At 54.9% G+C, this 25,349-nt stretch carries 27 protein-coding genes; 12 read left to right on the forward strand and 15 right to left on the reverse strand.

Annotated features, from left to right (window positions below; genetic code table 11):
• Nucleotides 1-55 precede the first annotated feature (55 nt).
• The gene (locus tag QQL54_RS05555) at nt 56-1,645 is read right to left on the reverse strand and encodes a peptide chain release factor 3 (RefSeq protein WP_284388459.1); all 1,590 of its coding nucleotides are present in this window, start codon (nt 1,643-1,645) and stop codon (nt 56-58) included.
• A gap of 86 nt (nt 1,646-1,731) precedes the next feature.
• Between QQL54_RS05555 and QQL54_RS05560 the strand changes: the two genes are divergently transcribed.
• A complete protein-coding gene (locus QQL54_RS05560; RefSeq protein WP_284388461.1) occupies nt 1,732-3,057 on the forward strand; it encodes a peptidase MATCAP family protein in 1,326 nt (441 codons plus the stop codon).
• Here the strand turns inward: QQL54_RS05560 and QQL54_RS05565 are convergent.
• Entirely contained in the window at nt 3,004-3,531 is a 528-nt protein-coding gene (locus QQL54_RS05565; protein ID WP_284388462.1) for a helix-turn-helix domain-containing protein, read from the reverse strand. The genes QQL54_RS05560 and QQL54_RS05565 overlap by 54 nt on opposite strands.
• A 271-nt stretch (nt 3,532-3,802) precedes the next feature.
• Between QQL54_RS05565 and QQL54_RS05570 the strand changes: the two genes are divergently transcribed.
• Nucleotides 3,803-4,003 carry a phosphoglycolate phosphatase gene (locus tag QQL54_RS05570; RefSeq protein WP_284388464.1) on the forward strand — a complete coding sequence of 67 codons (201 nt, stop codon included), beginning with the start codon at nt 3,803-3,805 and terminating at the stop codon, nt 4,001-4,003.
• Between the two features lie 3 nt (nt 4,004-4,006).
• Here QQL54_RS05570 and QQL54_RS05575 read toward each other — a convergent pair whose 3' ends face one another.
• On the reverse strand, nt 4,007-4,726 hold the full coding sequence (locus QQL54_RS05575; RefSeq protein WP_284388466.1) for an HAD-IA family hydrolase: 720 nt from the start codon (nt 4,724-4,726) through the stop codon (nt 4,007-4,009).
• Nucleotides 4,727-4,755: 29 nt separating this feature from the next.
• On the opposite strand from QQL54_RS05575, the gene glmU reads away from it, so the two are divergent.
• From glmU to gor, 3 genes are read left to right on the forward strand one after another with little or no spacing between them, the layout of a single operon-like run.
• Complete coding sequence (gene glmU / locus QQL54_RS05580) at nt 4,756-6,114, forward strand: bifunctional UDP-N-acetylglucosamine diphosphorylase/glucosamine-1-phosphate N-acetyltransferase GlmU (RefSeq protein ID WP_284388468.1); 1,359 nt, start codon at nt 4,756-4,758, stop codon at nt 6,112-6,114.
• The gene (gene rpiA, locus QQL54_RS05585; protein WP_284388470.1) at nt 6,111-6,818 is read left to right on the forward strand and encodes a ribose-5-phosphate isomerase RpiA; all 708 of its coding nucleotides are present in this window, start codon (nt 6,111-6,113) and stop codon (nt 6,816-6,818) included. Before glmU ends, rpiA begins: the two co-directional genes overlap by 4 nt.
• A 1-nt stretch (nt 6,819) precedes the next feature.
• Nucleotides 6,820-8,208, forward strand: a complete 1,389-nt coding sequence (gene gor / locus QQL54_RS05590; RefSeq protein WP_284388471.1) for a glutathione-disulfide reductase — start codon at nt 6,820-6,822, stop codon at nt 8,206-8,208.
• Nucleotides 8,209-8,261: 53 nt separating this feature from the next.
• Here the strand turns inward: gor and QQL54_RS05595 are convergent, their stop codons facing one another.
• Both QQL54_RS05595 and rpoH read right to left on the reverse strand, forming a co-directional pair.
• Nucleotides 8,262-8,720 (reverse strand): hemerythrin domain-containing protein, encoded by a 459-nt coding sequence (locus QQL54_RS05595; protein WP_284388472.1) that lies wholly within the window; start codon nt 8,718-8,720, stop codon nt 8,262-8,264.
• Nucleotides 8,721-8,791: 71 nt separating this feature from the next.
• Nucleotides 8,792-9,661, reverse strand: a complete 870-nt coding sequence (gene rpoH / locus QQL54_RS05600; protein WP_348520708.1) for an RNA polymerase sigma factor RpoH — start codon at nt 9,659-9,661, stop codon at nt 8,792-8,794.
• Nucleotides 9,662-10,021: 360 nt separating this feature from the next.
• On the opposite strand from rpoH, the gene queF reads away from it, so the two are divergent.
• From queF to QQL54_RS05620, 4 genes are all read left to right on the forward strand, one after another.
• Nucleotides 10,022-10,477, forward strand: coding sequence for a preQ(1) synthase (gene queF / locus QQL54_RS05605; protein ID WP_284388475.1), 456 nt, complete (start codon nt 10,022-10,024; stop codon nt 10,475-10,477).
• Between the two features lie 74 nt (nt 10,478-10,551).
• Nucleotides 10,552-11,352: a serine O-acetyltransferase gene (cysE, locus tag QQL54_RS05610; protein ID WP_284388476.1), complete on the forward strand. Its 801-nt coding sequence runs from the start codon at nt 10,552-10,554 to the stop codon at nt 11,350-11,352.
• A gap of 3 nt (nt 11,353-11,355) precedes the next feature.
• Nucleotides 11,356-11,568, forward strand: a complete 213-nt coding sequence (locus tag QQL54_RS05615) for a DUF3126 family protein (RefSeq protein WP_284388477.1) — start codon at nt 11,356-11,358, stop codon at nt 11,566-11,568.
• Nucleotides 11,568-12,092: a gamma carbonic anhydrase family protein gene (locus QQL54_RS05620; RefSeq protein ID WP_284388479.1), complete on the forward strand. Its 525-nt coding sequence runs from the start codon at nt 11,568-11,570 to the stop codon at nt 12,090-12,092. Before QQL54_RS05615 ends, QQL54_RS05620 begins: the two co-directional genes overlap by 1 nt.
• Before the next feature lie 16 nt (nt 12,093-12,108).
• Here QQL54_RS05620 and QQL54_RS05625 read toward each other — a convergent pair whose 3' ends face one another.
• The 3 genes from QQL54_RS05625 to QQL54_RS05635 all read right to left on the reverse strand — a co-directional run bounded on the left by QQL54_RS05625 (nt 12,109) and on the right by QQL54_RS05635 (nt 15,134).
• Nucleotides 12,109-12,648, reverse strand: a complete 540-nt coding sequence (locus QQL54_RS05625) for a hypothetical protein (protein WP_284388481.1) — start codon at nt 12,646-12,648, stop codon at nt 12,109-12,111.
• Between the two features lie 36 nt (nt 12,649-12,684).
• The gene (locus tag QQL54_RS05630) at nt 12,685-14,037 is read right to left on the reverse strand and encodes a hypothetical protein (RefSeq protein WP_284388483.1); all 1,353 of its coding nucleotides are present in this window, start codon (nt 14,035-14,037) and stop codon (nt 12,685-12,687) included.
• Nucleotides 14,038-14,114: 77 nt separating this feature from the next.
• Nucleotides 14,115-15,134, reverse strand: a complete 1,020-nt coding sequence (locus tag QQL54_RS05635; RefSeq protein WP_284388489.1) for a patatin-like phospholipase family protein — start codon at nt 15,132-15,134, stop codon at nt 14,115-14,117.
• A gap of 129 nt (nt 15,135-15,263) precedes the next feature.
• On the opposite strand from QQL54_RS05635, the gene QQL54_RS05640 reads away from it, so the two are divergent.
• A complete protein-coding gene (locus QQL54_RS05640) occupies nt 15,264-15,851 on the forward strand; it encodes a DUF2799 domain-containing protein (RefSeq protein ID WP_284388491.1) in 588 nt (195 codons plus the stop codon).
• A gap of 7 nt (nt 15,852-15,858) precedes the next feature.
• On the opposite strand, the gene QQL54_RS05645 is transcribed toward QQL54_RS05640, so the two are convergent.
• A complete protein-coding gene (locus QQL54_RS05645; protein ID WP_284388493.1) occupies nt 15,859-16,317 on the reverse strand; it encodes a hypothetical protein in 459 nt (152 codons plus the stop codon).
• 28 nt (nt 16,318-16,345) lie between these two features.
• On the reverse strand, nt 16,346-16,795 hold the full coding sequence (locus QQL54_RS05650; protein WP_284388495.1) for a hypothetical protein: 450 nt from the start codon (nt 16,793-16,795) through the stop codon (nt 16,346-16,348).
• Between the two features lie 48 nt (nt 16,796-16,843).
• Between QQL54_RS05650 and QQL54_RS05655 the strand changes: the two genes are divergently transcribed.
• Together QQL54_RS05655 and QQL54_RS05660 are read left to right on the forward strand one after the other, a co-directional pair.
• Entirely contained in the window at nt 16,844-17,152 is a 309-nt protein-coding gene (locus QQL54_RS05655) for a hypothetical protein (protein ID WP_284388497.1), read from the forward strand.
• 73 nt (nt 17,153-17,225) lie between these two features.
• The gene (locus QQL54_RS05660; protein ID WP_284388499.1) at nt 17,226-18,269 is read left to right on the forward strand and encodes an aspartate-semialdehyde dehydrogenase; all 1,044 of its coding nucleotides are present in this window, start codon (nt 17,226-17,228) and stop codon (nt 18,267-18,269) included.
• Between the two features lie 75 nt (nt 18,270-18,344).
• Here the strand turns inward: QQL54_RS05660 and QQL54_RS05665 are convergent, their stop codons facing one another.
• The 5 genes from QQL54_RS05665 to QQL54_RS05685 form a co-directional block, all read right to left on the reverse strand.
• On the reverse strand, nt 18,345-21,206 hold the full coding sequence (locus QQL54_RS05665) for a M16 family metallopeptidase (RefSeq protein WP_284388502.1): 2,862 nt from the start codon (nt 21,204-21,206) through the stop codon (nt 18,345-18,347).
• 202 nt (nt 21,207-21,408) lie between these two features.
• Complete coding sequence (locus tag QQL54_RS05670; protein ID WP_284388506.1) at nt 21,409-22,482, reverse strand: M48 family metallopeptidase; 1,074 nt, start codon at nt 22,480-22,482, stop codon at nt 21,409-21,411.
• Between the two features lie 15 nt (nt 22,483-22,497).
• Nucleotides 22,498-23,067 (reverse strand): LemA family protein, encoded by a 570-nt coding sequence (locus QQL54_RS05675; RefSeq protein WP_284388507.1) that lies wholly within the window; start codon nt 23,065-23,067, stop codon nt 22,498-22,500.
• 37 nt (nt 23,068-23,104) lie between these two features.
• A complete protein-coding gene (locus tag QQL54_RS05680; RefSeq protein ID WP_284388509.1) occupies nt 23,105-24,667 on the reverse strand; it encodes a TRAP transporter large permease in 1,563 nt (520 codons plus the stop codon).
• Entirely contained in the window at nt 24,664-25,344 is a 681-nt protein-coding gene (locus QQL54_RS05685) for a TRAP transporter small permease subunit (protein WP_284388511.1), read from the reverse strand. Before QQL54_RS05685 ends, QQL54_RS05680 begins: the two co-directional genes overlap by 4 nt.
• Nucleotides 25,345-25,349 lie beyond the last annotated feature (5 nt).

Below are 25,349 nucleotides of genomic sequence, written 5' to 3' on the forward strand. Positions count from 1 at the left end.
TACGAAGTCAGCGTTGCAAATCTCCTGCCAGCTTTCGGCCCTGAGCGCTCAAACCCTATCGACGTTCCTTGGTCGTGAGGAAGCGGATGGTTGGGTTCTTCTCTTGCGCGTAACCGATATCCCAGCTCGATTTCGCCAAAAAGACTGGATCGCCGTCAATATCTTCCGCCATATTGACCATGTTCTTATCGACAAAGGTTTTGAGCGTGGCGTCGTCATCGCAGGCGAGCCAGCGGGCTGTTTGATAAGGCGGAACTTCGAACTGAACGCCAAGGCCATATTCCGTTTTGATCCGTTCCCGCATCACATCGATCTGCAAGGACCCGACAGCACCGACGATCATATCCGCGCCCATCGCGGGTTTGAACAATTGGGTAACGCCTTCTTCTGCTAAGGATTCCAAGGCTTTACGAAGATGTTTTGCCTTGAGTGGGTCTTCCAATCGCGCACGCCGCAGGATTTCAGGCGCGAAGTTAGGAATGCCCGCAAACCGGATTTTGCCCGACTCAGACAGGCTTTCGCCGACGCGCAATACACCATGGTTCGGAATGCCGATCACGTCGCCCGCATAAGCGGTCTCAGCGAGTTCGCGGTCTTGCGCGAAGAACATAACTGGATTGTGCACGGACAGACCTTTGCCGTCCGCGGTCTTTAACTTCATGCCGCGTTTGAATTCGCCAGAGACCATCCGGTAAAAGGCGATTCGGTCGCGATGGTTCAAGTCCATGTTGGCCTGAACTTTGAAAACGAATCCGGAGACTTCTTTGTCGGTTGGCGCGATTTCGACGTCTTGACCCGCCTTTTTCGCTCGTTCGGATTGCGGCATGGGGGCGAATTCGGCCAAGGCGTTGATCAGTTCGAGTACGCCAAACTTACGCAACGCGCTGCCGAAATAGACCGGAGTCATATGACCTTCGCGGAATGATTGTTCGTTAAAGTCCGGATATTCGCGCGCCAGCTCGGCTTCTTCGCTAAATTCTTCCCATAGAGCATCGTCGTCAAACGCAGCGCCAATCGCATTGCCGTCCATCGGTGTCCAAGTGTGCTCATCACCGGAATCTGGCTTGGCGAAAGTGAGGAACTGGTTGGTGCGCAGGTCAACCACGCCGCGAAAACGGCGGCCAGAGGCGGCGGGCCATTGCATCGGCACAACATCGAGCGCCAATTTCTCTTCAATCTCGGTGATGAGATCAAATGGATCGACGCCTTCGCGGTCGAGTTTGTTGATGAAGGTGATGATTGGAATGTCGCGCAGGCGGCAGACTTCGAAGAGTTTCAGGGTTTGTGGCTCGATCCCCTTGGCCACGTCGAGCACCATGACGGCACAATCAGCTGCGGTGAGGGTGCGGTATGTGTCTTCCGAGAAGTCTTCATGTCCCGGCGTGTCGAGCAAATTGAAAGTCAGCCCCTGATGTTCAAAGGTCATGACGGATGACGAGACGGAGATGCCGCGTTCCTGTTCGATTTTCATCCAGTCGGATTGGGTCCGCCGGGCTTCACCGCGCGCGGCGACCTTTCCCGCTTGGTGGATCGCACCAGACGCCAGCAGCATATTTTCGGTCAGCGTCGTCTTACCCGCGTCGGGGTGAGAGATGATCGCGAAGACGCGCCGTTTCGTCGGTTCGGTTTCTAGGGCTTTCGACATGGCACGCGGGTAGCGGGGGATGGGCGGGTCGTAAAGCGCCGCGTGCCAAACTTTGACATGTCCGGTCGGCCTTGCGACGTAACATCATGAGTAAGCTCACCGAATCCCAATTCAAACGTGCGGTCAAAGCCGGCGCGCATCTTGATAAAGCTGCGCGCTCGATGCGGGTTTTATCGTCAGTCGCATGGAACCCGGCGATGAAACCCGCTTTCCTCAAGCGCGGAAAGCTGCCCAATCCCGTTTATCAGCCTGTTCCAACGGATAAGGCCCGCGACCATATTGCGGGTGCCAAGGCGTTGATTGACGGCGACGATGTGATTTCAGAATGGCTAGGCCGGCTTTGCGACACGATGGTCAGCACGGTCGGATTGATTGAAACACGCGGAACGCCAGAATTCTTTGCGCATTCGACTGCGCTATATGGGCGCCCGACCCGCCTGATGCTGGACCGTCAGACAATGGTGTTGGATCTCGCCAAACATATGGATGCTGCGTTGGATGGTCTCGATTTCCAGCGTTTAGTGGTGGAGGGAACAGAGAAATATCTGACGGACATTCAGTTTGCGCGCGAGCTTCGAAGCCGTTTGGCGCGTCATTTCGAAACCGATGCGCCCGAGGTCGTGATCAGTCCGACCGTGTCAGCGAAGGCGGCGGCGACATCCAAACGTATCCGGATCCGACAGGGTGCTGAATTTACCGCACGCGACGTGGATCAACTACTTCAGCATGAGGCGCTGATCCATACAGCTACGGCGCTCAATGGGCGGGCACAGAAAAGCTTTCCGATTTTGGGGCGAGGCCATCCGGGGACGACAGAAATACAAGAGGGCTTGGCCGTGTTTGCCGAGATTATCACGGGTGCTATGGATCCCAGGCGGTTTAAGCGCCTGTCAGGGCGCGTTCTGGCAATTCAGATGGCCGTCGAAGGCGCTGATTTTAAAGAGGTCTTCGATTTCTTTGTTGAGCGGAATGACGACCCATCTCAATCCTATGAGAATGCGCGGCGTGTGTTCCGGGGCGGCGTGATTACGGGCGGCGCGCCTTTCACCAAAGATATGGTCTATTTGAATGGTCTTCTGCGCGTGCATAATTTCATGCGAACTGTGGTTCGGATGGGCCGCGCTGATCTGATCCGAGTTCTGTTCGTCGGCAAGATGGATATTGAGGATGTGCCAGCGCTCGCGCAGTTGGCGGCAAATGGACGGCTTCAAAGTCCGCGCTTCATGCCGCCATGGGTCAAGGATTTGCGCTTCCTAGTCAGTTATATGGCCTATTCCGGTTTCTTGAACCGAGTAAAAATGCCGGGTTTTCAGACTTACTATGAAGAAGAACTCAAGGAAGTCCCAGATGTCTGGTCACTAGTGCGGCACGACCGAGTAGATCAATCGGGCGAAGACATCATCGTTGAGTGACGGCTGATCTGATAAAATGAAGCTTGATCCCTCACGGACGAGAAATCGACCCGGTGTCGTCATGACGGATTGAGAGAAAATCAGGGTCGCGCCATCTTCAAAGCCTGCCGACGGGTGGGCTTGCAATGCAAACATATCTGAGAAGTCCGCCGCGACGGCTTGATAAGATACAGGTTGCGTAGCTGTCGGGTCTAATGAATCGACGGGCCATTCATAAACCGGGACATGATGCACGGGTTTAGCCAAGTGCTGGTGCGCAGGATTGCTCTGGGCCGGCATTTCACCGGAGACCAACCAAGCGGGGTCGGTGCGAAGCGCGCTCGCGATCCGGGCGAGCGCATCGGGCCGGGGAATATGTCCGCCCCGTTCCCAGTTCGCAATCGTCGGTTGGGAAACGTCGACCTGCTTGGCGAGCTCGGATTGGGACAAGCCATGTTTTTTGCGGGTCGTCTTCAAGCGTGTGGCGAGAGACATAGGCTAACTTATATCGGCTGGGTTGAATGGGGTTGTAAAATGGCGCGAATTAGCGCATGCGCCGCCATCTTCCGCGACAGTTGAAGTCTGAACGGCTCCTGAACCACAAAAAACGTGATAAGTCTTACGAATATTACATAAGAAAAACGACGGCTATTCATTGTGGATTCACTGTGAGTTTCTTAACTGTGTCTACGGGAAATGTCACAACACACGACGCATCGGATTCGGTGCTCGGCACCGGTAAAAAAATAAAGAAGGAAACAACACCATGAAAGGTGATTATTGCACGCGCGAAGGCGCAGAACGTCTCAAGCAGCAGATCGAAGCCTATTGGGCTGAGCGCGGCCACGACGTCAAAATCAATTTGGTCCAAGGCGGTTTTCTAGCCTCCATGCGGTCAGCACGGACAGATGTTCGTTCAAATATGCTCAACGGCGTCCCTAATCGGACTAACGCGGACTTCGGGTAAAACTTATAATCGGCGCATCGGCGCCGATCTATAGCGATCTATAAGGGTCGGTGTGAGCGCGCGGAAATTCCGCAACCTCACATCGGCCCTTAATCGTATCTGGGGCACATGGCTGTAGCCAAAATTCACCAGCACGGCGAGCGCACGCGCGTTTCGCGCGGCCCCCATATCCGGCAGCCCATCGCCGACCATCACAATCCGCGCGCCGTCTTGATGACCAACGGTCTGATAAATGTGACGGGGGTCGGGCTTGGCGTAGGAGGCTTCATCGCCACCAACGATCCGGTCAAACCAATCCGTCATTTCCAGCACGTCAAGCAGTGGCCGCGCGAGCCAACCCGGCTTATTCGTGCAAACACTGAGCCTTGCGCCCAGCGTGCGGAGCGTATGCAGCGTATCGATTACACCGGGGAAGGGCGTGGATAGCTGGGCGATGTCGTCCGCATAGCGTTCTAGAAACTCGGCTTGCATAATGTCGAGGCGTTGAGACTCAACGGTGTGTCCCGCGCGGTCCAGCGCGTCTGAAATCAGCCGCCGAGACCCAAGCCCGATGGCTTGACGCGCCAACGCATAATTCGTTTCTGGCAGGCCTTCCGTCGCAATCACGTCATTCGTGACGCGCACCAGATCGGGCGCAGTGTCAATCAGCGTGCCGTCGAGATCGAAACAGATCGACAACCCGTGTAACGGCCTTCCTTTTTTGCGCATTTCCACCCGTGTCATCTGCGGTCCTATCGGTTAAGTGCGCCCTTATGACAACGCCTGACACGACCTCACGCCCCCGCGCCGCGATTATTTTAGCAGCGGGAAAAAGTACGCGGATGAAATCAACAAAGTCTAAAGTACTGCACGATCTCGCGGGGCGTCGATTGATCGAATGGGTTCAGGCCAGCGCCGCCGCCGCCGGATGCGAACGAATTATTTGTGTTGTCGGCGAAGCCAATGACGATGTGCGCGACGTTGCGGAGACGCTGGGTATGGAGATTGTGGTTCAAGAACCTCAATTAGGTACAGGTCACGCCGTGAACTGCGCCCGAGAGATCGTTGGCGATTATGACGGTGACGTCGCGGTCCTGTTTGCTGATACACCTTTGATTACGGAAACGACGCTACATTCCGTCTTCGACGCCTTGTTTAACACTGACGTTGCGGTTCTGGGGTTTGAGACATCCGAACCGGGGTCTTACGGTCGTTTGATCGAAACGGACGGGGCTTTGCACCGCATTGTGGAGGCGAAAGACGCGACGTCTGACGAGCTCGCCGTGACGCTATGCAATAGTGGCGTGCTCGCAGCTTCAAGTGCCCGTCTGTTCTCCGCGCTCGACCAAGTCGGCAATGACAATGCCAAAGGCGAATATTATCTGACGGACGTTATTGAGATCATGCGGCGCGACGGCGGCAATGCCGTGGCCGTGCGTGGCGCCGAAGGCGAAATGTTGGGTGTTAATTCTCGCGCGAATTTGGCATCGGCGCATAAAGCCTTTCAAGCCAATATGCGGGCTATGGCGTTGGATGACGGCGTGACGTTACGCGACCCCGACACGGTTTACTTTAGCTATGACACAGTGATCGAACGCGATGCGGTCATTGGCGAACATGTTGTGTTCGGGCCGGGTGTGACGGTGAAATCTGGCGCGGCAATACAGGCCTTCTGTCATATTGAAGGCGCGACCATAGGTGAGGGCGCGTCAGTCGGCCCATTTGCGCGGTTGCGACCTGGTACAGAGCTTGGACCTGATAGCTTCATCGGTAATTTCGTCGAAGTGAAAAAGACCAAACTCGGCCGCGGGTCCAAAGCGTCGCATCTCACCTATCTCGGTGATGCAGAGATTGGCGATGGGTCTAATATCGGGGCGGGGACCGTGACCTGTAATTATGACGGCTTCTTCAAACATAAGACCACTATCGGTGACGGCGCCTTTATCGGCACACACACATCACTGGTCGCTCCGGTCAGCGTCGGAAACGGAGCCTTTACGGCGACGGGCGCGGTCGTGACCAAGGATGTACCGGACGATGCGCTGGCGATTGCTCGGTCTGATCAGGTCAATAAGCCCGGTTGGGCGGCGCGCTTTCGCGACGCGATGGCGAAGCGAAAGGCCAGTCGATGACTGTTGCTAAGGAAAATGCAGCGCTAGCGGCGCTAGAATTTGTTGAAGACGGTATGGTTTTGGGCTTGGGCTCGGGCAGCACTGCTGAGATTTTTCTCGAAAAGCTAGGCGACAAAGTTGCGGGCGGCCTCAAAGTGTCTGGCGTTCCAACGTCGCAACGCACAGCGGATTGCGCGCGGGAAGCGGGCATTCCCTTGCTCGACCTTGACCGAGTTGAACGCATCGATTTGACCATTGATGGCGCAGATGAAGTCGATCAGGCGTTTCATTTGATCAAGGGCGGCGGCGCCTGTCTGTTGCGAGAGAAGATTATCGCCCATGCGTCCAAACGGATGCTTGTTATCGTCGATGACCGGAAAATGGTTGAAACGCTGGGCGAATTTGCCCTGCCCGTTGAAGTCGACCCCTTCTGTCTCGGTCTGACAGCGCAACATGTCTATGACGCGCTGCTCCAGAGTGGCTGCAAGGACGGACAGACGACGCTGCGCCAGAGTAAGGACGGATCAGGTCCGCTTATTACCGATGGCGGGCATTATATTCTGGACTGCCGATGCCGCGAAATCCCCGATCCGATCGCGACCGCGCGGGCGCTTGCTGACATTCCCGGCGTCATGGAGTCTGGACTGTTCATTGATCTCGCGGATGTGATTATCATTGGCGAAGTTGACCATGCAAAAGTCCTCGAAATCAAACGAGACACATAAAATGAGCAAACGTAAGTACGACTATGACCTCTTCGTTATCGGAGCGGGGTCTGGCGGTGTTCGCGCCGGACGACTGGCTGCGCAACTTGGCAAATGTGTTGGGGTCGCAGAGGAAAGCCTGCCAGGCGGCACCTGTGTCGTGCGCGGCTGCGTGCCAAAGAAATTCCTCGTTTATGGGGCTGACTTTGGCGAAGCGATTGAAAAAGCCAAAGGCTATGGCTGGTCGACCGAGAATGTCTCATTCGATTGGACCGTGCTGCGCGATAGCGTTCAGAAAGAGGTGAATAGACTCTCCGGTATCTACTCGACCATTCTAGAGAAAAATGGCGCAGAGCTGCACCGGGAACGGGCTGAACTGGTCGATGCGCATACGGTTCGGCTTTGCACGAGCGGTGAAACCAAGACTGCGGAAACGATTCTCATTGCCGTTGGCGGATCGCCATGGACGCCTGATATTAAAGGCATTGAACATGCCATCGTCTCGGATGATGTATTCCTTCTGCCTGAGCAGCCTAAACGTATGCTCGTCATTGGCGGTGGTTATATCGCGTGTGAGTTTGCAGGCGTTTTCGCCGGCTTAGGCACAGATGTCATCCAAGCTTATCGCGGCGGGCGTTTGTTGAACGGGTTTGACGCAGAAGTGCGCGACGAGGTCGGGCAGGTTCAAATTCGCAACGGCATCGATACGCGGTTCAATATTAGCCCGACAGAGATCCGTAAAACGGATGGGGGCTATATCGTATCGTTCAATGATGGGTCGAAAATCGGCACAGATTGCGTGCTGATGGCGACCGGCCGTCGACCGAAGACAGACACACTAGGGCTGGATGCGGCAGGCGTTGACGTGGAGTCGAGCGGCGCCATTACGGTCGACGAATTTTCTCGGACGAGCCAACCCAATATCTACGCAGTTGGCGATGTAACCAATCGCGTCAATCTGACTCCCGTTGCAATTCGAGAAGGCGCGGCCTTCATTGAAACGGTCTTCAAGGACAATCCAACCGCATTTGATCATGACGACATTGCGTCAGCCGTCTTTACGCGGCCTCCTGTTGGGACATGTGGTGTGTCCGAAGGTGAGGCGCGGCGGCGTTACGGTGACGATGTCACTGTCTACACGACGCAGTTCCGCCCCATGAAAAATGTCCTGTCTGGCAGCGAGCATCGCTGTTTCATGAAGGTTATCACTAAGGGAAAACAAGAGACCGTCATCGGGGTTCATCTTGTTGGCGACGATAGTGCGGAGATGATCCAGATGGTCGGCATTGCCATTAAGGCGAAGTTGACCAAGGCTGATTTCGACGCGACCTGTGCGGTTCACCCAACAATTGCGGAAGAAATTGTAACTCTAAAGCCGCGCGAGCTCAATAAAACGACGGTCGTTACCTAGAAACAAAAAAGGCACGATCGTTAGATCGTGCCTTTTCAAGCGATTGCGGCGCTTTAGTCCGTTAGTTCTTCTTGCTTCTCAACTTCTGCGTCTTTGCGCTTATTAAACGCTTTCAACGCTTCAGCTTCCTGTTTGTCAGACAGTGTTTCCTTAGCCTCTGGGAAGAACTCTTCCTCTTCCTCATCAACGTGATGCACGACTTTGTGAGCTAACTTGCCAAATAGCTCGTCCCAGACGTCTGCCGACTGATCCATCGCATCTAGCTTTTGGATCATTTCATGCATCGCCTGATGCTCCTCAACGGCGTGACGCGTATCGTCTGTGCCCTCAGGTTCAGCCATCAGTTTGGAATAAAAAGCCTGTTCCTCAGCGGAGGCGTGGGCTTCGAGTTCAACTTTGAGCTCAGTCCAGAGCTTTGAGCGATCCCCAGAGCCAGGCTTCGAGTCTTTAACAGATTCGATCAGAGCGCGTTGCTTGTCATGGTCTTTCTCAAGACGTTCGTAGATATCCATGAAATTTCCTTTTCGGGTTCGTTGCGGTCAAATGTGCAACGAGACCCGAAAGGGTTTTGTTCCGATAGGAATCAGCCTGCTTCAATAAGTCCCGATTGGCTGGCCGCATCGACCATGGCTTTTTGGATCTTCTCAAATGCACGCGCTTCGATCTGACGGATGCGTTCCCGAGAGACGCCGTAAATTTTCGCCAATTCTTCAAGCGTAATGTTCGTTTCCGACAGGCGGCGTTTCATAAAAATATCTCTCTCACGGTCGTTTAGGTCAGCCATCGCGTCTTGGAGCAAGTCCATCCGCGCGTCATGTTCCTGAGTATCGGCCAATGTGCTTTCTTGGCTTTCCGTGTCGTCTTCGAGCCAGTCTTGCCATTGTGTTGATCCGTCTTCAGCGCCGATTTGGACGTTCAGCGATGCATCGCCTCCGCCTAGCATGCGGCGGTTCATGGAGATGACTTCCGTCTCTTTCACACCGAGGGTGGTCGCAATCTTCTTGAGATGTTCGGGCCGTAAATCGCCATCTTCAATGGCTTTCATTTCACCCTTCATCCGTCTGAGATTAAAGAATAATTTCTTCTGTGCGGCCGTCGTCCCCATTTTCACGAGGCTCCATGAGCGCAGCACATATTCCTGAATGGCGGCGCGAATCCACCACATGGCATAGGTCGAGAGACGGAAGCCCCGGTCGGGGTCAAACTTCTTTACAGCTTGCATGAGGCCAACATTGCCTTCGGAAATAACCTCGCCGATCGGCAAGCCATAACCACGATAGCCCATCGCGATTTTGGCGACGAGACGCAGGTGAGACGTCACCATTCGTTCTGCGGCCTCAGTATCTTCATTTTCGGCCCAGCGCTTGGCGAGCATGAATTCTTCGTTCTTCTCCAACATCGGAAATTTGCGAATTTCCTGAAGATAGCGGTTCAGACCCTGTTCCGGTGACAGCGCAACAGAGAAACTGGCGCTATTTCCAGACTTTTTAGTTTCAGTCGTGCCGCGCTTAGCGGGGACGGTTTTAGTATCGGACATTCGGTGGTTTTCCTCCTGACGGAGTTATGTAGGGAATCTTGCGTCTGTTTAAAGGTCTGCGTCTATCTGCGAAAGACGCGATAATGTGATCCAGCGTAAGTCTTCGTAATGTTGTGAAGCTTTTTGAGGGTGATTTGCGGTTCATATGAGTGGGTTCACCTTATTAACGCGAGAGAAGTCCCCTCGGTTTCGGTAAAAGTCGCGTTTTAGGCTAAGCATGTTTCGGCTGAGGTCGAATGGTGGACGGGCGCGCCGTGTCGCGATAGAGCGCCGCTCATGAGCCGTTATGACAAACTCGATCAATTAGGCGGGAGCAACGCGTTACCTGCATCCCCAGAAGACGCGGAATTAGAACGTGTCGCGAACCCTTGCGCCGAGCCCTATATGGTGCGTCTGGTCGCGCCTGAGTTCACGTCGATCTGCCCGGTCACGGGTCAGCCGGATTTTGCTCACCTCGTCGTCGATTATTGCCCGCAAGATTGGATTGTGGAGAGTAAAGCGTTTAAGCTTTTCCTCGGAAGCTACCGAAATCATGGAGATTTTCATGAAGCTTGCACAACGGGCATCGGTCAGCGTTTGGTCAAAGAAATTGCGCCGCGTTGGCTCCGCATTGGCGGTTATTGGTATCCACGTGGCGGCATCCCGATTGATGTCTTCTATCAGTTCGGGACGCCCCCCGAGGGGCTTTGGATTCCCGATCAAGGCGTCCCACCCTATCGCGGGCGCGGTTAGATCCCTATCTTAATGCACGACACACTGTCCGAATTTTTCATTTTCAACACCCGGTTCAGACGCTAGGCGAGCCTATGTCTCAAGTTAATCTCGTATGTGACGACGCCGATGATGCGTGCGTCTGGTCGGCCATGAAGCGCGAGGCTGCGTCCTACGCGGTCAAAGAAGTCGCGCTCTCATCACTTCTTCACGCCACTATTTTGGATCAGGATGACCTTGGCTCCGCTCTGGTCAATCATCTGGCAGAGAAGTTGGCGAGCAATGATTTCTCGGCGCTCAAGCTTCGCACCGTTTTAGCCGAAGCGATTGAGAGCGACCCGTGCCTGGTTCCGTGCATCGCACGCGACCTACAGGCTGTGCAACAGCGCGACCCGGCCTGTCACTCGCATCTGCAATGTTTTCTCTACTTTAAAGGCTTCCTTGCGATCCAGACGCATCGCTGCGCTCACGCACTCTATAAGTCCGGGCGGGACCTGGTGGCCTATCACCTCCAGTCGCGCAGCAGCGAGCTGTTCGGTGTGGATATTAATCCTGCGGCGAAGGTCGGCTGCGGTATCATGCTCGATCACGCAACCGGCTTCGTTATGGGTGAAACCGCACGGTTGGGCGATGATTGCTCAATTCTGCAGGGCGTCACGCTTGGCGGGACGGGCAAGTCGGAAGAAGATCGTCATCCAAAAATCGGTGACCGCGTCTTGATCGGCGCGAACGCTTCGGTACTCGGAAATATCAAGATTGGCGACGGCGCTAAGATCGCGGCAGGCTCTGTCGTGCTTAAGCCGGTGCCAGAAAATTGCACAGTGGCGGGCGTGCCCGCTAAACCGGTGGGCGGATCGTGTGGCGATCCAGCGGCCGCTATGGATCAAGGATTATAATATATGACACCCGAACAGATGAAGTCGGTCCGCGACTATCTTTGCAAGCGCTTCAAGACAGAGGCCATTCGCCTCGCACCGCGTAAAGTTCAGGATAGTGTTGAGGTCTATCTTGATGAGGAGATCCTTGGTCTTCTTTACATTGATGATGAAGACAAAGACGACATTTCCTATGATCTCAACATATCGATCTTACAGCAGGATCTAGACGGCTAATGGCTGTTTTCGCCCTCGATGAGCATAGTCCAGACCTGCACGACAGCGTCTGGGTCGCCGAAACCGCCTCGGTCATCGGCAACATCATCATGGCGGAAGAAAGCTCCGTTTGGTTTGGCGCTGTCATGCGGGGCGATAATGAACCGATCACAATTGGCGCACGCTCCAATGTGCAGGACAATGCTGTGCTTCACTCCGATCCGGGCCAACCGCTTACTATCGGTGAAGACGTGATCATTGGGCATCAAGTCATGCTGCATGGCTGCACAATTGGTGACGGCTGTTTGATCGGGATCGGCGCGACTGTCCTGAATGGCGCACAGATCGGCCCAGGCAGCATTGTTGGCGCTCATGCGCTGGTGACAGAGAATAAGGTTATTCCACCCAACAGCCTCGTTGTGGGCGCGCCTGGGCGGGTCATAAAGACATTGGGTGAGGCAGAGGCGCAGATGCTGAAACTTAATGCTCAGGTCTATGTCAGCAACGCGAAACGTTTCAAAGATGGGCTTCGCCGCATCGACTAGCCAAGATGGCTTAGGTTTAGCCGCCAGCCTTGTTGAACATATCCGTCAGCTGAGCTTCGATCGCGGGGCCAAGATTGATCGCGGCATGATCCGACCCTGTTGCATCAGCAATAAAGAGCCGGTCTGTTGCGGCAATCGTTGGGCCTAGAACAGACTTCAGCTGGTCCGGCGTCGCGTTAGAGCGCAGCAACCAGACAGCATCCCCGATCCGTTGCGCATCACCCAGTGACTGCAATGTCTGTAGAAACGCCATAGATCGACCCGAGCGAATTTCCGCCATGATCATGGACAGATAGGTAAATTCAGGTTCGGGTTGAGCCTGTGGAACTTGCGCGACGCCTGCAGGCTGTTGGAACCAGTGCGCGATTTCGAGCCAATTCTGAGCTGCTTGATAGGCTGTGTCGGGTCGTAGCGAGAGTTCTGACTGCGCGGTGACGCGACCTTCTTGGACATATGTCCACAGCACCTGGTCGTCGAAGGGGCCGTAAATGGTGCCACCAACCCGCACATACCAAAGACGTGCGGCTGGGTCCGTTCTGTCGCCATATGCGTTCATGAGAACCCTATAAGAGCGGTTGGATCAGCTGAATAGCTATGAAAGCGCACGGTCCGGCACATTATTGCGTGGATTGAGCAGCATTAGGGCCGCGAGGCAAACCGCGATACCCGCACAGACCAGTGCGGCTAAGGCGACATCAAAGTTACCCAACAGCAATCGCATACCAAAGACGAGCTGGATCATAACCACAAGGGCGGAGAGCGACGTGACGATTGGACGATCTTCGCGCCAGGCACGTTTGAGTGTCATAACGGCTAAACTTCCAACGATCAGGCCTATCAGAGCTGTCAGCACGAGCGACGGATCACCAATACCGAGGCGGCTGAGACGCATTGGATCAGCAATCACTGTGCAGACCAGTCCGAACATGGCTTGGACCAACATGACGTCTGCTAGCGTTGAGCGACGAGCCAGCCAGCCGACCAGAGAGACAAACAGAACCATGCCCTGAATAGCGATCAGGATCATAACACCAAGATTAGGTAGAGCCGTCGCGAACCGTTCTGCGGTAGGACTGAAATCGCCCATAAGGTTGAGCTGGAAGGCAATCGCCGACAGCGCAAACACAATAAACGATACGATCATCGGCAGTTCAGCGGCTTCATAACCGCGTAGCAAGTAGGCGCGTAGCGTGATGGCAGTCGCGATCGCGAATACGGATAGGACGGCCAAGGCACCGGGCGTCGGAATGCCAAATGTCGCCATTAAGGTCAGGGTCGCACCCATGACGGCGACCAGCGAGACACCCGCGATGATACGCGAGCCAGCCATTACGCTACCACACAGTCCGATTGAAAACAGGCCAAGCGTGGCGACTTGAGCATCGAGCCGCATCCGCGTCAGGCCATCAGAATCAATCATCAAAGCAAACAAAGCGACCAGCGCAAGGCTGAGGCAGGCGCGTGACCGGGTCAGCGTGCCGACAATCGCAAAGATTAGTGAGAACAGGAGAGGTCCACCGCCAACGGGCCAGAGGTTCAAAGCAGGGAGGAGGATTAGAGTTGAAAGGCTCGCGAAACCAGCAATGGAGAGCGCCAATGTGCCCCGCACATAGGTCTGCCAGAGGGGGATGCCGTAGAGAACGACTGAGGCGGCGACGGCGCTCAGCGCGCATAGCAGCCCAGTTTCACGCGCGGGTAAGCCCGTGCGGAGCGAGAACAGCGTCAAAAGTGATGAGACGATCAGAAAAACTAAGGCTACGGCGCGTGCCGTTCCCCAAGGCGACTCCTCGGTGGTCTTGGGCTCAATCGGTGGCGTGTAATCATCCGAAACATAGGGCGTTGGCGTGTAAGACGCCTGTGGGCGCAGCACATCTGTCATGCGGGCAAGCTGCCTAACGGATTGCACATTGTTAGGGGTTGAGGATTTTTGACCAAACACGTTCATGACGGCTCACTAGCCAGCGCCGGGAGTGTTGTCGCGTCGAGACACCAGAGGGGCGAGTCGCTATCCTTAATTTTCCCTTACTCTTCCTCAGGGCCTTTTGTGGCTCCGGCTGCTGTGGCGCTCGGCATGTCGCCAATGATGTCGAGGACAGAGCGGATGAGGGGGATTTCGTGCTGCATCGCCCGGTAGCCGCGTTCGATTAACTCGTCAGCGCGAGTAAACTCAAGCATGCCGATATGGCCGATCCGAGGCGCGACGAAAACGTCGGGTGGATCGCCAGCGAGGCGTGAGCGAGAAATCCGATCCATCACGATGTTCAGAGATCCCATCATCACTGAGCCGATCCGCGGGCCTTTGCCGGGCTTGGTCCCGCCAAGTAATGATTTCAATAGGATACTGTCGGGTCTTAATTTATTGATCGACTGGTGCGCCATGATCGCAATTTCAGGTAAATCCGGTTCCACGATCTCGTTTGTGTCAAAATTAACTTCATGGCTGGAGCCGATGGGCCCGAAAGCATCTCCGTTCAACGACACGGCAATGACCATATGTGCGCCGAGGGCACGGCAGGCCGAGACGGGAACGGGATTCACCAAAGCGCCGTCGATCATGTAACGATTGTCGACCATGACGGGCTCAAACGCACCGGGCAGGGCGTAAGAGGCGCGAATGGCCGGTATCACCGGACCCTGTTGTAGCCAAACCTCATAGCCTGTGCGCAGATCGCAGGTGACTGCCGCAAATCGACGATCGAAATCCTCAATATTGACGCCTTTTAGATAGTGTTCGAGCACTTTGACGAGTCGTGCGCCTTTCATCAGGCCCGACCCTCCCCAGGACAGATCCATATAATGGATCACACGGCGTCGATCGAGCGAGCGCGCCCATTTTTCCAGACTGTCGAGGCGGCCAGCCAGATAAGCCGCGCCGACGACTGAACCGATTGATGTGCCGGCAATGATGTCGGGCTCAATATCCGCTTCGATTAAGGCGCGCAGCGCGCCGATATGGGCCCAACCCCGTGCAACACCGCCGCCAAGCGCGAGCCCGATGGGAGGACGTTTACCGGTACCGATAGTTGCTGAGTCGAGCCGCATAAGCGTGCTTATTCACGCGATAAGGCTGCGTCGCAAGCGATAGCCGCCTTTATGACCCTAAGCTGAACAGGATGATCATCGCCCATCGAGGATTGAGATGCTATCAGTGTGAAAAGGGAGGGGTTTGTAATGAAAATCTGGATGACAAGCGCGGCGATTTGTCTGGCAATGGGACTCACACTCACGGGGTGTGAAACGATTTCTGAGGATGCCTGCTTGGCAGGAAGCTGGGAGGATATCGGTTTCAAGGACGGTGAAGCTGGCCGATCCCGATCACGTCTCGCCAACATTACTGAAACCTGCGCCGAATATGGCGTCGTTCCGGATCGTCGCGCTTACCTTCAGGGTCTGGAGATGGGCTTGGAGCGCTATTGCGGGCCAACAAACGGCTTTAACGCCGGTCGCGAGGGCAATACCCCGAACGCGGAGTGCGAAGCTGGGGGCTTTGACCGGTATATGAGCGCCTATATCGATGGGAATGCCGTCTATGAAATTGAGCGCGCTCGCAACGACCTCGTCAGCCAATGGGAAGATCGTCAAACGGCCTATCTCAATGTGACGGCGCGTCTAGACGCCGAAGAGATGACGGCAAAGGAGCGTCGTCGACTTGAAAGAAAAGCGGCGCGATTGGCCAGCGAAATGGATGATCTTCGGATCGATATTCGGGCCATGGAGCGTCTGCATGACTTGCCGCGCTGGATAGCGCCCTCGTCTTAGAGGGTGGCTAGACCATACTCGGCTCGCAGTCGGGCGTTTCATCCGCATGGACACTGCGCGCCGTGAAGGCCCCGCCAAGGCCATTAGGACCAGAGCTTAGCCCATAGTGATAGAAGCAGTTGCCGCGTTTGTAGACGTTGAAACAGGCGCGGTGCACGCCGCCATCCCAATTATCATAGACGAAACAGATCACGTTGCGCTTGACCCGCCACGTTCCTGTATCGATCTTGTCCCCATGGTAATGAGCGGTTGTTCCATCGGCGCTTGTCGTTTCCATAAACGCGAACGTTTCGATGTTTCGACGCTTGAAATTATAGGTGCCGCGGTGGGTTTTGCCCGAAAATGCAGCGAGAAGCTCTTGCTCATCGAGCGGTGTTTCCTGAGTAGGGTCAGGTAAAAATTCGCCATTTTTATTGGGTTGAGATAGGGTTTCTTGCGCGGACACGGCAAGGGGCATTGCGCTCATAAGCAGAATAGCCAGACACACTCTGACGCTACGCATAGGATGGCTCACAGTCAGGCGCCTCGTCACCAATGACGGTTACGGCCACCAAATCACTGGTGAAGGCTGAGACAGCGTAATAGCAGTTTCCCCGCTGATACATGTTGAAGCAGCCACCATTGAGATCGTCATAAGTGAAGCAAACGACGTTTTGACGGGTTTTCCACGTACCACCCGCTTTTATGCCGTCGCGGAGATGAACTGTGGTCCCGTCGGCGTTCATGCGTTCTGTGAAAGCGGGGGCTGAGTCTTTCCAATCATCTACCTGATAATACCCCCGATGGGTCTGATCGAGAAACAAAGCGGTCAGTTCATCGCCGTCAAGCGGAGTCTCTTGCGTCGGGTCAGGGGTCGAGTAGGGGTCGATAGGCGGAACGGTCTGCGCATATGCCGGATCCGCGAACAGACCGACCATCAAGACGAGAAGCACGAATAATCTCATACGCCCTCTTACCATGACGCGCCCGCGTTGCCATGTTAAGTCGCAGACATGACCGACCCAACCCCCAGATCCCGTAATCGCGTCAGCCGATACCAACGCGCGCAGGAACGCCGTGAGTCGCAGCGCCGGGCTGATCAACGTTTCTATAACGGTATTTTTGGCATCATTGGCGCCTGTGTTCTGGTTGTACTCGGGCTGGCTATGATTGCGAGTTCTGGCAACGCGCCAGAGATTAGCGGCACAGGCGAAACCTTGGTTCGAACGACCTTTCTGGGCCTGACCGCGTTAGAAATAGGCGGTTTAGTTGTCGTCGCCATCATCGCATTCATTATGTGGCGGCGAATCAAACGCCGATAGCAGCTTCAGTGAGCAGTTGAACCCTGCGGGCCGATCCTTTAAGCGGCGCCGCCTTTCATCATAGGAAAATATCATGGCGACCAACTTCGCGATCGTCGGCGCGACCGGCAATGTCGGTACTGAAATGCTCGAAATCTTGTCTGAGTCGGATATGGAAATTGGCGAGGTTTACGCCGTTGCCTCGCGCAATTCTTTGGGTCGCGAAGTCAGCTTTGGCGACCGGACGCTTAAATGCCTCGACTTGGAAACCTTCGATTTCGGTAAGGTCGATATTGCACTGATGAGTGCAGGCGGGGCTATCTCCAAAGAATGGTCTCCAAAAATCGCTGCCAAGGGCGCTGTGGTTATTGACAATAGCTCGGCCTGGCGCATGGATCCTGATGTCCCGCTCGTCGTGCCTGAAGTGAATGCGGACGCGGTTGAAGGCTTCACCAAAAAGAACATCATCGCCAATCCGAACTGCTCAACGATCCAGATGGTTGTTGCGCTCAAGCCTTTGCATGATCGGGCGGGCGTCAAACGCGTCGTCGTCTCGACCTATCAATCCGTGTCGGGCGGCGGGAAGAAAGCGATGGATGAGCTTTGGCTGCAAACCAAAGGTATCTTCACAAATGCCGATCTGCCCGCGATCAATTTTCCCAAACAAATTGCCTTCAACGTCATCCCACAAATCGATGTGTTCATGGATGATGGGTACACAAAGGAAGAGTGGAAGATGAAAGTCGAGACTAAGAAAATTCTCGACCCAAAGATCAAGGTCACGGCGACCTGTGTTCGCGTTCCAACCTTCGTCGGTCACGCTGAATCGATCAATGTTGAGCTGGAAAATGAGCTATCGGCCGATGATGCGCGCGCTTTGCTGCGTGAGAGCCCCGGTCTGATGGTGATCGATCAGCCGCATAGCGATGACCATGAGGCGAATTATGTCACGCCGATCGATTGTGTTGGCGATTTCGCCACTTACGTGTCGCGTATTCGCGAAGATAGTACGCAGGATAATACGCTCGATATGTGGGTTGTGTCCGACAACCTCCGTAAGGGAGCCGCGCTAAATACCGTGCAGATTGCGGAATTACTGGTTCACCGTAAGCTATTGCCCAGACAACAAGCTAAATAGCCAAGAAAGCGAACAGCCAAGACGAAAAAAGGCCGCTCGAATGAGCGGCCCTTCTTTTTGCTATGAAGCGGGTCGCTAGTTGACGGGATTACCGTCGGCGTCGACTTCAATAATCGGCAAGCCAAGGGTGCGCAGTTTCTCTAGCTGCGTGGCTTTATCCCCCACGACCACGACGATCATTTCATCAAGGTCGAGATGTTTGGCCGCAAGCGCATCCGCTTCGCCTTCAGTAAAGGCGCGCAAGATCTCTTTCTGCTCGTCAATGTGTTCTGTGCCGACCTCATACGTATCCATACGGGACAGAATGTTGAGTTTTTGGAACGGCGTTTCATACTGACGGGCTTCAGACTGACCGATTGCCGCTTTGGTGAACGCAATCTCCTCAGGCGTGGGGCCGCTCTCGTGATACGCTCTGATTTCCTTGAAGAACTCTTCAACCGACTCCGTCGTGACGTCGGACCGAACGCCAGAGCTGGCGCGGTACTGCCCACGATCCATCTGACCGATAAAGCGTCCACGAGCGCCATAGGTATAGCCTTTATCTTCACGGAGATTGATGTTGATACGTGAGTTGAATGCGCCCCCAAGTGGGTAATTCATCAGGGTAGAGCGGTAGAATTCCCCGGTTGGGTTATATGCCAAGGAGGCCTTGCCGATCCGGATTTCTGATTGGGCGGCATCAGGTTTATCAACAAAATAGAGGGTTCCCGGCACGCCAGTTGGCGTGACGTTAATCTCTACAGGGGCAACCTCTCCGCCTTCCCAAGCGCTGATCGGCGAGAGGGCTTCTTCGATACGGCTCTGCGACAGGTCAGAGACGACCAATATGCTCGCAATGGTGGGGGAGAGGTTCGTGGCGTAGAAATCACGAACGTCCTCGAGCGTGATCGTTTCGACCGTTTCAGTCAGTCCTGCACCCGCATAAGCGTACGCATTGTCCGCACCGTAGACCATTTTGTTGAATAGGTTGGTCGCAACCGTGGACGGGTTTTTCTTCGCAGCCTCAATAGATTGCAGTTGATTGCTTTTGACGCGTTCAAAATCCACAGGATCGAATTTTGGATTTAACATGGAATCCATAGCGATCCGGACTGTTTCGTCGACATTCTCGGATAAAGTCCGGATCGTCAGGGTTGAGTATATATCGCCTGCACCGCCATTGACTGAGGATCCGAGCTTAGCGAGTTCGTTAGATCGATCCTCGACGGACATAGTTTCAGAGGCCTCACTGAGCATCTGCATTGTCAAAGAGGCGAGACCCAGCTTGTCGAGTGCTTCATCTTTCTGACCCGTCTTTGTCCGGATTTGGATCGTCGTTGTTGGCGTTTCCGAGTTGATAGCCCCGAGAAGCGGGATGCCGGCAACGCTGCCTTCATAGACGTCTGGTGCTGTGATCAGCCGAGCTTCGCCCGAGGCGGGAACGACTGAGCGGTCAAAATTATCAACGGGGGCTGACCATTCGAACGTGTCGACAGCGGTTTTTGCAGGGATAGTACGGTCGTAGCGATCCCATGTATCCAGACGCGCTATCGTTTCGGGCTTACCCTTTGGAACGATGGACATGATCACGGCTGGTTTGCCTTTGATATATTCCTCATAGACACGCTGAACGTCTGCTTTGGTCACGCTTTGGTAGCGTTCAATATCCTCGGCAATGCCATTCGGATTATCGCGGAATGTATTGTAGGCGGCGAGGCGACTGACCTTGCCGCTGACAGATTCAAGACCATAGATCATGCCAGACACGATGGACGATTTTACGCGTGTTAGATCGTCGTCTTCAACGCCCCGCGTTTCAAATTCAGCCAGTGTGTCGCGCATGATCGGTTCAAGATCGGCAAGCGATTCCATGTTTGCCGGATTGGCTACGGCCGTCATTGTGAAAGAGCAGTGGAGTTCCCGGCAGCCATGACCCGCATTGGCTTGGACGGTCAGCCCAGGTTTGGTCAGATTTTTGTAGAGTAGAGACGTTTGGCCACTACCGACAATGTTCATCAGAACATCGAGCGGGGCTTCGTCAGGGTGATTAGCGTAAACCGTCGGCCACGCCATATAGAGCAGCGGTAGCTGAACATTATCTTCAAGCGAAATGTAGCGATCCGCATCCAGTTTAACAGGCAGCTTTTCAGGATTCTCGACCTCTGGGCCGCGCGGGATCGATCCGAAATATTTCTCGATCATGGCGAGCGTTTCCGCTTTGTCGATATCACCGCCAATGGTCAGCGTCGCATTATTGGGGCCATACCAGCGCATGAAGAAGCGTTTCAAATCGTCCAAATCGGCGCGATCAAGGTCTTCGAGATAGCCGATCGTTGACCAGCTATAGGGGTGGCCTTCGGGATACATGGCTTCTCCGACCCGTTCCCAGAGCAGACCGTAGGGACGATTATCGACGCGCTGGCCACGCTCATTCTTGACCGTGTCACGTTGAACTTCAAATTTTTCCTGTGTCACTGCGTCGAGGAGAAAGCCCATTCGGTCGGCTTCCAACCACAGCATCCGCTCAAGTTGATTGCTTGGGACCGTTTGGAAGTAATTGGTCCGGTCTGAATTCGTTGTTCCGTTCAGTGTGCCGCCCGATTCAGTAATCAGTTTGAAATGCTGCTCGTCCGCAACATTGATCGAGCCTTGGAACATCATATGCTCGAAGAAATGCGCGAAGCCGGATTTGCCAACCTCTTCACGGCCTGACCCAACGTGATAAGTCACATCGACATGGACTAGAGGGTCACTCTTATCTTCATGCAAGACAACGGTTAGGCCGTTATCAAGGACGTATTTCTCATAGGGTATCGCGACCTCAGCCTCTTCGCCCGTATAGGTCTCAACCAGCTCAAAACGGTCCGAGACATTGGTCTCATCTGTGACAGTTTGGCAGGCCGAAAAGGCGATGACGGCAGTGCCGAGAAGAAGGAGGCGAGCAAAAGGCGTGTTCATGAGATCATCCTGAAGTGCGAAGAGTTTATCGTTTAACGAGATGTTATCTCTACGACACATGTCTGTCCACTAGAGGTTTGCCGCCATTGTTGAGATTTCAGGCAAAATATTCGGCAGCAGGCACGACACGTGAAAAATGCCCATCTTGTAGGAACACTTCGTTTCCCGACTGGCATAGGGATCACTCTCGACAGGGCCGTCGTTAGGACCAAGGACTTTTACGGCGCCCAATAGGGTTGCGTGACTTAGGGTTTGCCGGTGTATCGTTTCTGACGTCAGCTTGGCGGGGTAGAGCTCGGCTTTCCGTATCAGGACGACCACCCGCATATTTGACGAGGGCCTCGATCCGCTTCTCGATCGGCGGGTGCGTCGTAAACAGCCCAGCCAGCCCCTTGCGTGGATTATAGAGCGCCATTTCCCGAACCTCATCCGGCACAGTTGCCATTTCGGCATGGCCAGAAATTTTCTGAAGCGCCCGGATCATAGCGTCTGGATTCTTGGTCAGTTCGACCGCGCCTGCATCAGCCATATATTCGCGCTTCCGGCTCATCGTGAAACGGATCATCAAAGCGATGACATAGGTAAGGGCCACAATGGCGAAGGCGACCAAGATCAGCACACCCGCACTGCCGCCGCCAGAGCGTTGATGTCGTCCTGATCGAGCGAAATTGACGCGGAACATATTGCGAAACAGACTCTCGCCGACAAAAGCAAAAATGCCGACAAAGATGACCGCGATGATGAGCATCCGCACATCCTTGTGCCGGATATGGCTCAGCTCATGTGCGATCACAGCTTCAAGTTCTTCGTCGTCCAGCGCGTCCATCAACCCGCGCGTCAGTGTGATCTGATAGTTTTCTCGGCGAACCCCAGAGGCGAATGCATTCATCGCTGGGATTTCCATGACCATGAGGCGTGGGGTCGTTAGCCCCCGTGAAATCGACAGATTTTCGAGCATACGATAGGCGCGCGGTTCTTGGCTGACCGTGACGGGTTTGGCCCGTGTTGCCACATTGATCATGGCATTGTGCCCGAAAAAGGCGATGCCAAACCATGCCCCAGCGCCGCCAAGGGCGTAGGGCGCGGCACTGGGCAGCATTTCGGCAGCTTCTATCAGGCCTCGGTCCAGCGGCGCTTGGCCCGTCATGCCGATATATCCGATCAGAAGACCGTAAAAAAGAACAAGCAGTAGAACTGGAAAAGAGATGAGCAGGAAAACGCTGCGTAAATTATTGTTCCAGATGTGGGTCCGAAGGCCGGTGGCTCCGATCAGCATGGCTGAGCGGCGACTCTAGGACGTCCCGAAGTCAACAGTTGGCGGCGTTTGTAGCGCTTCGCGACCTTCTGGCGCTTCGAAGAATTCCCGTTCAGCAAAGCCAAACGGTCCAGCGATTAAGACGGCCGGGAATTGTTCACGCGCCGTATTATATTCCTGAGCCGCATTGTTGTAGAAGCGGCGAGACGCGGCGATCTTGTTTTCGACGTCTGACAGTTCGTCTTGCAATTGCAGGAAGTTCGTATTGGCTTTCAGCTCTGGATAGGCTTCGGCGAGCGCGAACAGCTTGCCCAGCGCAGCGGACAGCATGCCTTCGGCCGCGGCTTGGCCTTCAACACTATCGGCGCTGACCGCACGGTTGCGGGCTTCGATGACTTCTTTGAACGTGTCTTTCTCATGTTTGGCATAGCCCTTCACCGTGTTGACCAGTTGCGGGACAAGGTCTTGGCGCTGCTTCAGCTGGACTTCGATATCGGACCAAGCTTGGTTGGTTGTCTGGCGAAGCGCGACCAGTCGGTTGTAAATACCGATGATCAGGACGGCGAGAACGGCAACGATGCCGAGGATTACGAGAAGTGTTTTCATAGGGGCAGACTATATCTCAGCCTGTCCGCTCGCAAGTCTAATCCAAGATACCCGTCACAAGGCCCGGAAAGATGATCAATAAGGCGATCAGCGCCAATTGGATGCCAATGAATGGGATCACGCCGCGATAGAGATGCGCTGTCGTCACTTCGGGTGGCGAGACACCGCGCAAGTAAAACAGTGCGAAGCCGAAGGGCGGAGTTAGAAAGCTGGTCTGGAGATTAAGCGCCATCACCACCCCTAACCAAACGGGATCAAGCCCGGCGGCCAGCAAAGGTGGCGCGACAAGCGGCACCACGACGAAGGTGATCTCAATAAAATCGAGGAAAAAGCCCAAGATGAACATGACGATCATGACCATTGTAAAGGCACCCCAGGTTCCGCCGGGGGCGGCGGCCATGAGGTCGGCGACCATCTCGTCCCCGCCCAATCCGCGGAACACAAGGCTGAACACGGTCGCGCCAATCAGGATGACGAACACCATACCGGTAATGTGCATGGTGGATCGGGAAACCTCGGCTAGCTGCCCGTTTCGAAGTAAGCGGACCGATCCAATTGCGGTCCCGAACAGGCCGATGATGACGAGCAGTGCGGCGAGACAGCCCGCGAGAACTTCAACTGTCGACCATTTCGTTTGGGAGACACGTAAATCGACGCCAGTCATATCCAGCGCGACGAGGGCGAGTAGCGCAATCGCGGCCCAGAGCGGCCAACGACGTCCCTCTGGCACAAGACGCGCGGCGGCTAGCAACATCGCACCTAACGCACCCAGTGCCGCCCCACGTGTCGGTGTGGCATAACCAGATAGGATCGAGCCCAGCACGGCCACAATTAGAAAGATTGGCGGGACCATGGCTTTGAAAGATCGCCAGAGGAGTTCTTTGGCGTCTGTATCGTCTGGCCAAGGTTGGGCTGGGGCTTTGGCCGGCGACAGTACGGCGGTAATGAAAATGTAAAGAGCGTAAGCGCCGACCAAGATAAGTCCTGGGATCAGCGCGCCCGCAAACAGATCACCGACAGAGACGACCGCGTCTGTTTCTAGCCCGTAAGATCGCTGTGCCTCTTGAAATGCGTTTCCGATCTGGTCGCCGAGAATAACGAGCACAATGGACGGCGGAATGATTTGCCCTAGCGTACCCGATGCCGCGATGGAGGCGGAGGCGAGGGGAATGTCGTAGCCGCGTTTGAGCATGGTCGGCAGGCTCAGCAGGCCCATCGTCACGACTGTCGCGCCGACAATCCCGGTAGAGGCTGCGAGCAAGGCACCAACAAAAATTACAGAAATGCCGAGCCCGCCCCGCAAGGGGCCAAACAGATCGCCCATATTTTGCAACAATTCTTCGGCGATGCGGGATTTTTCTAACATCACACCCATGAAGACAAACAGCGGCACCGCCATCAGAATCTCCCGCGTGATGAGCGGATAGATGCGCGCCGGCAGGGATAGAAAGAAGCTAGGATCGAACAGGCCAAGGGCGGACGCAATAGCAGCGAAAACGACGCTGACGCCTGCCAGTGTGAAAGCCACATTATAGCCCGCCATCAAACCAGCGCAGGCCGTGACAAACATCAGGGCGGCGAGGATTTCAGCCGGATTCACAGCCGGTCTCCGCTCTGCGTTCGATCACCGTCCGTGACTTGGAAGAAAGGCTCAACACCTGCTGGCCGCTCTGGCCGGGCCTCTCCATTGAGCGCCATCGCCGCACGCAAGGCAATGGCAAGGCCTTGCATAATCATGGTCAGCGCGAAGATGGGGATCAACGTTTTGAGCAGGAAGACCCCGCGGATCCCGTTGCTTTCGGTTGAACCTTCAAAGGTCCGCCACGCAAAGCCGACAAAGGTTTGGCTGTTCCACAGGATGATCAGGCAGACTGGGGCAAGCAATAGGTAAAACCCAATTAGATCGACGCGGGCTCTGGCGCGTTCGCCCATGCTTTCGTGAAAAATGTCGACCCGCACATGTTGTCCCGCAAGCAAGGTCGCTGCCGCGCCGAGCGTGATGATAATAGCTTGGAAATAGAAAGCACTTTCAAGCCACTTCACAGTGGCGGTCCCAAAGATTGAAAGCGCGAACACAGATCCAGCTACGCTGAGGACGAGCAGCGGGAGCGCCCATTTTACCACATCGCCAAGCGCGAAGATGGTGCTGTCGATGGTGCGAATGAGGGCCGTAACGAGCCGTTTTAGCCATCCGGACGGCCAGAGCAGGTAGAGGATGGGCAAAGCGAGGCTTGGCAGAAAAGCCCAACCAATTGCGTGTATGATCTCCCCCACCATCTGTA

Source organism: Algimonas ampicilliniresistens, from assembly GCF_030159955.1.
GTDB classification, from domain to species: domain Bacteria; phylum Pseudomonadota; class Alphaproteobacteria; order Caulobacterales; family Maricaulaceae; genus Litorimonas; species Litorimonas ampicilliniresistens.

Excerpts from the sequence above, each read along its gene's own strand:
- gor (WP_284388471.1), top strand. The coding sequence starts at position 6,820 with ATGAGCAAACGTAAGTACGACTATGACCTCTTCGTTATCGGAGCGGGG.
- QQL54_RS05635 (WP_284388489.1), bottom strand. The coding sequence starts at position 15,134 with ATGCGGCTCGACTCAGCAACTATCGGTACCGGTAAACGTCCTCCCATC.
- QQL54_RS05560 (WP_284388461.1), top strand. The coding sequence starts at position 1,732 with ATGAGTAAGCTCACCGAATCCCAATTCAAACGTGCGGTCAAAGCCGGC.
- QQL54_RS05630 (WP_284388483.1), bottom strand. The coding sequence starts at position 14,037 with ATGAACGTGTTTGGTCAAAAATCCTCAACCCCTAACAATGTGCAATCC.
- QQL54_RS05665 (WP_284388502.1), bottom strand. The coding sequence starts at position 21,206 with ATGAACACGCCTTTTGCTCGCCTCCTTCTTCTCGGCACTGCCGTCATC.
- QQL54_RS05655 (WP_284388497.1), top strand. The coding sequence starts at position 16,844 with ATGACCGACCCAACCCCCAGATCCCGTAATCGCGTCAGCCGATACCAA.
- QQL54_RS05650 (WP_284388495.1), bottom strand. The coding sequence starts at position 16,795 with ATGAGATTATTCGTGCTTCTCGTCTTGATGGTCGGTCTGTTCGCGGAT.
- QQL54_RS05620 (WP_284388479.1), top strand. The coding sequence starts at position 11,568 with ATGGCTGTTTTCGCCCTCGATGAGCATAGTCCAGACCTGCACGACAGC.
- QQL54_RS05575 (WP_284388466.1), bottom strand. The coding sequence starts at position 4,726 with ATGACACGGGTGGAAATGCGCAAAAAAGGAAGGCCGTTACACGGGTTG.
- QQL54_RS05685 (WP_284388511.1), bottom strand. The coding sequence starts at position 25,344 with ATGGTGGGGGAGATCATACACGCAATTGGTTGGGCTTTTCTGCCAAGC.
- QQL54_RS05645 (WP_284388493.1), bottom strand. The coding sequence starts at position 16,317 with ATGAGCGCAATGCCCCTTGCCGTGTCCGCGCAAGAAACCCTATCTCAA.
- QQL54_RS05625 (WP_284388481.1), bottom strand. The coding sequence starts at position 12,648 with ATGAACGCATATGGCGACAGAACGGACCCAGCCGCACGTCTTTGGTAT.
- QQL54_RS05555 (WP_284388459.1), bottom strand. The coding sequence starts at position 1,645 with ATGTCGAAAGCCCTAGAAACCGAACCGACGAAACGGCGCGTCTTCGCG.
- glmU (WP_284388468.1), top strand. The coding sequence starts at position 4,756 with ATGACAACGCCTGACACGACCTCACGCCCCCGCGCCGCGATTATTTTA.
- QQL54_RS05615 (WP_284388477.1), top strand. The coding sequence starts at position 11,356 with ATGACACCCGAACAGATGAAGTCGGTCCGCGACTATCTTTGCAAGCGC.
- QQL54_RS05570 (WP_284388464.1), top strand. The coding sequence starts at position 3,803 with ATGAAAGGTGATTATTGCACGCGCGAAGGCGCAGAACGTCTCAAGCAG.
- QQL54_RS05660 (WP_284388499.1), top strand. The coding sequence starts at position 17,226 with ATGGCGACCAACTTCGCGATCGTCGGCGCGACCGGCAATGTCGGTACT.
- QQL54_RS05640 (WP_284388491.1), top strand. The coding sequence starts at position 15,264 with ATGAAAATCTGGATGACAAGCGCGGCGATTTGTCTGGCAATGGGACTC.
- queF (WP_284388475.1), top strand. The coding sequence starts at position 10,022 with ATGAGCCGTTATGACAAACTCGATCAATTAGGCGGGAGCAACGCGTTA.
- cysE (WP_284388476.1), top strand. The coding sequence starts at position 10,552 with ATGTCTCAAGTTAATCTCGTATGTGACGACGCCGATGATGCGTGCGTC.
- QQL54_RS05675 (WP_284388507.1), bottom strand. The coding sequence starts at position 23,067 with ATGAAAACACTTCTCGTAATCCTCGGCATCGTTGCCGTTCTCGCCGTC.
- QQL54_RS05565 (WP_284388462.1), bottom strand. The coding sequence starts at position 3,531 with ATGTCTCTCGCCACACGCTTGAAGACGACCCGCAAAAAACATGGCTTG.
- QQL54_RS05595 (WP_284388472.1), bottom strand. The coding sequence starts at position 8,720 with ATGGATATCTACGAACGTCTTGAGAAAGACCATGACAAGCAACGCGCT.
- QQL54_RS05670 (WP_284388506.1), bottom strand. The coding sequence starts at position 22,482 with ATGCTGATCGGAGCCACCGGCCTTCGGACCCACATCTGGAACAATAAT.
- rpiA (WP_284388470.1), top strand. The coding sequence starts at position 6,111 with ATGACTGTTGCTAAGGAAAATGCAGCGCTAGCGGCGCTAGAATTTGTT.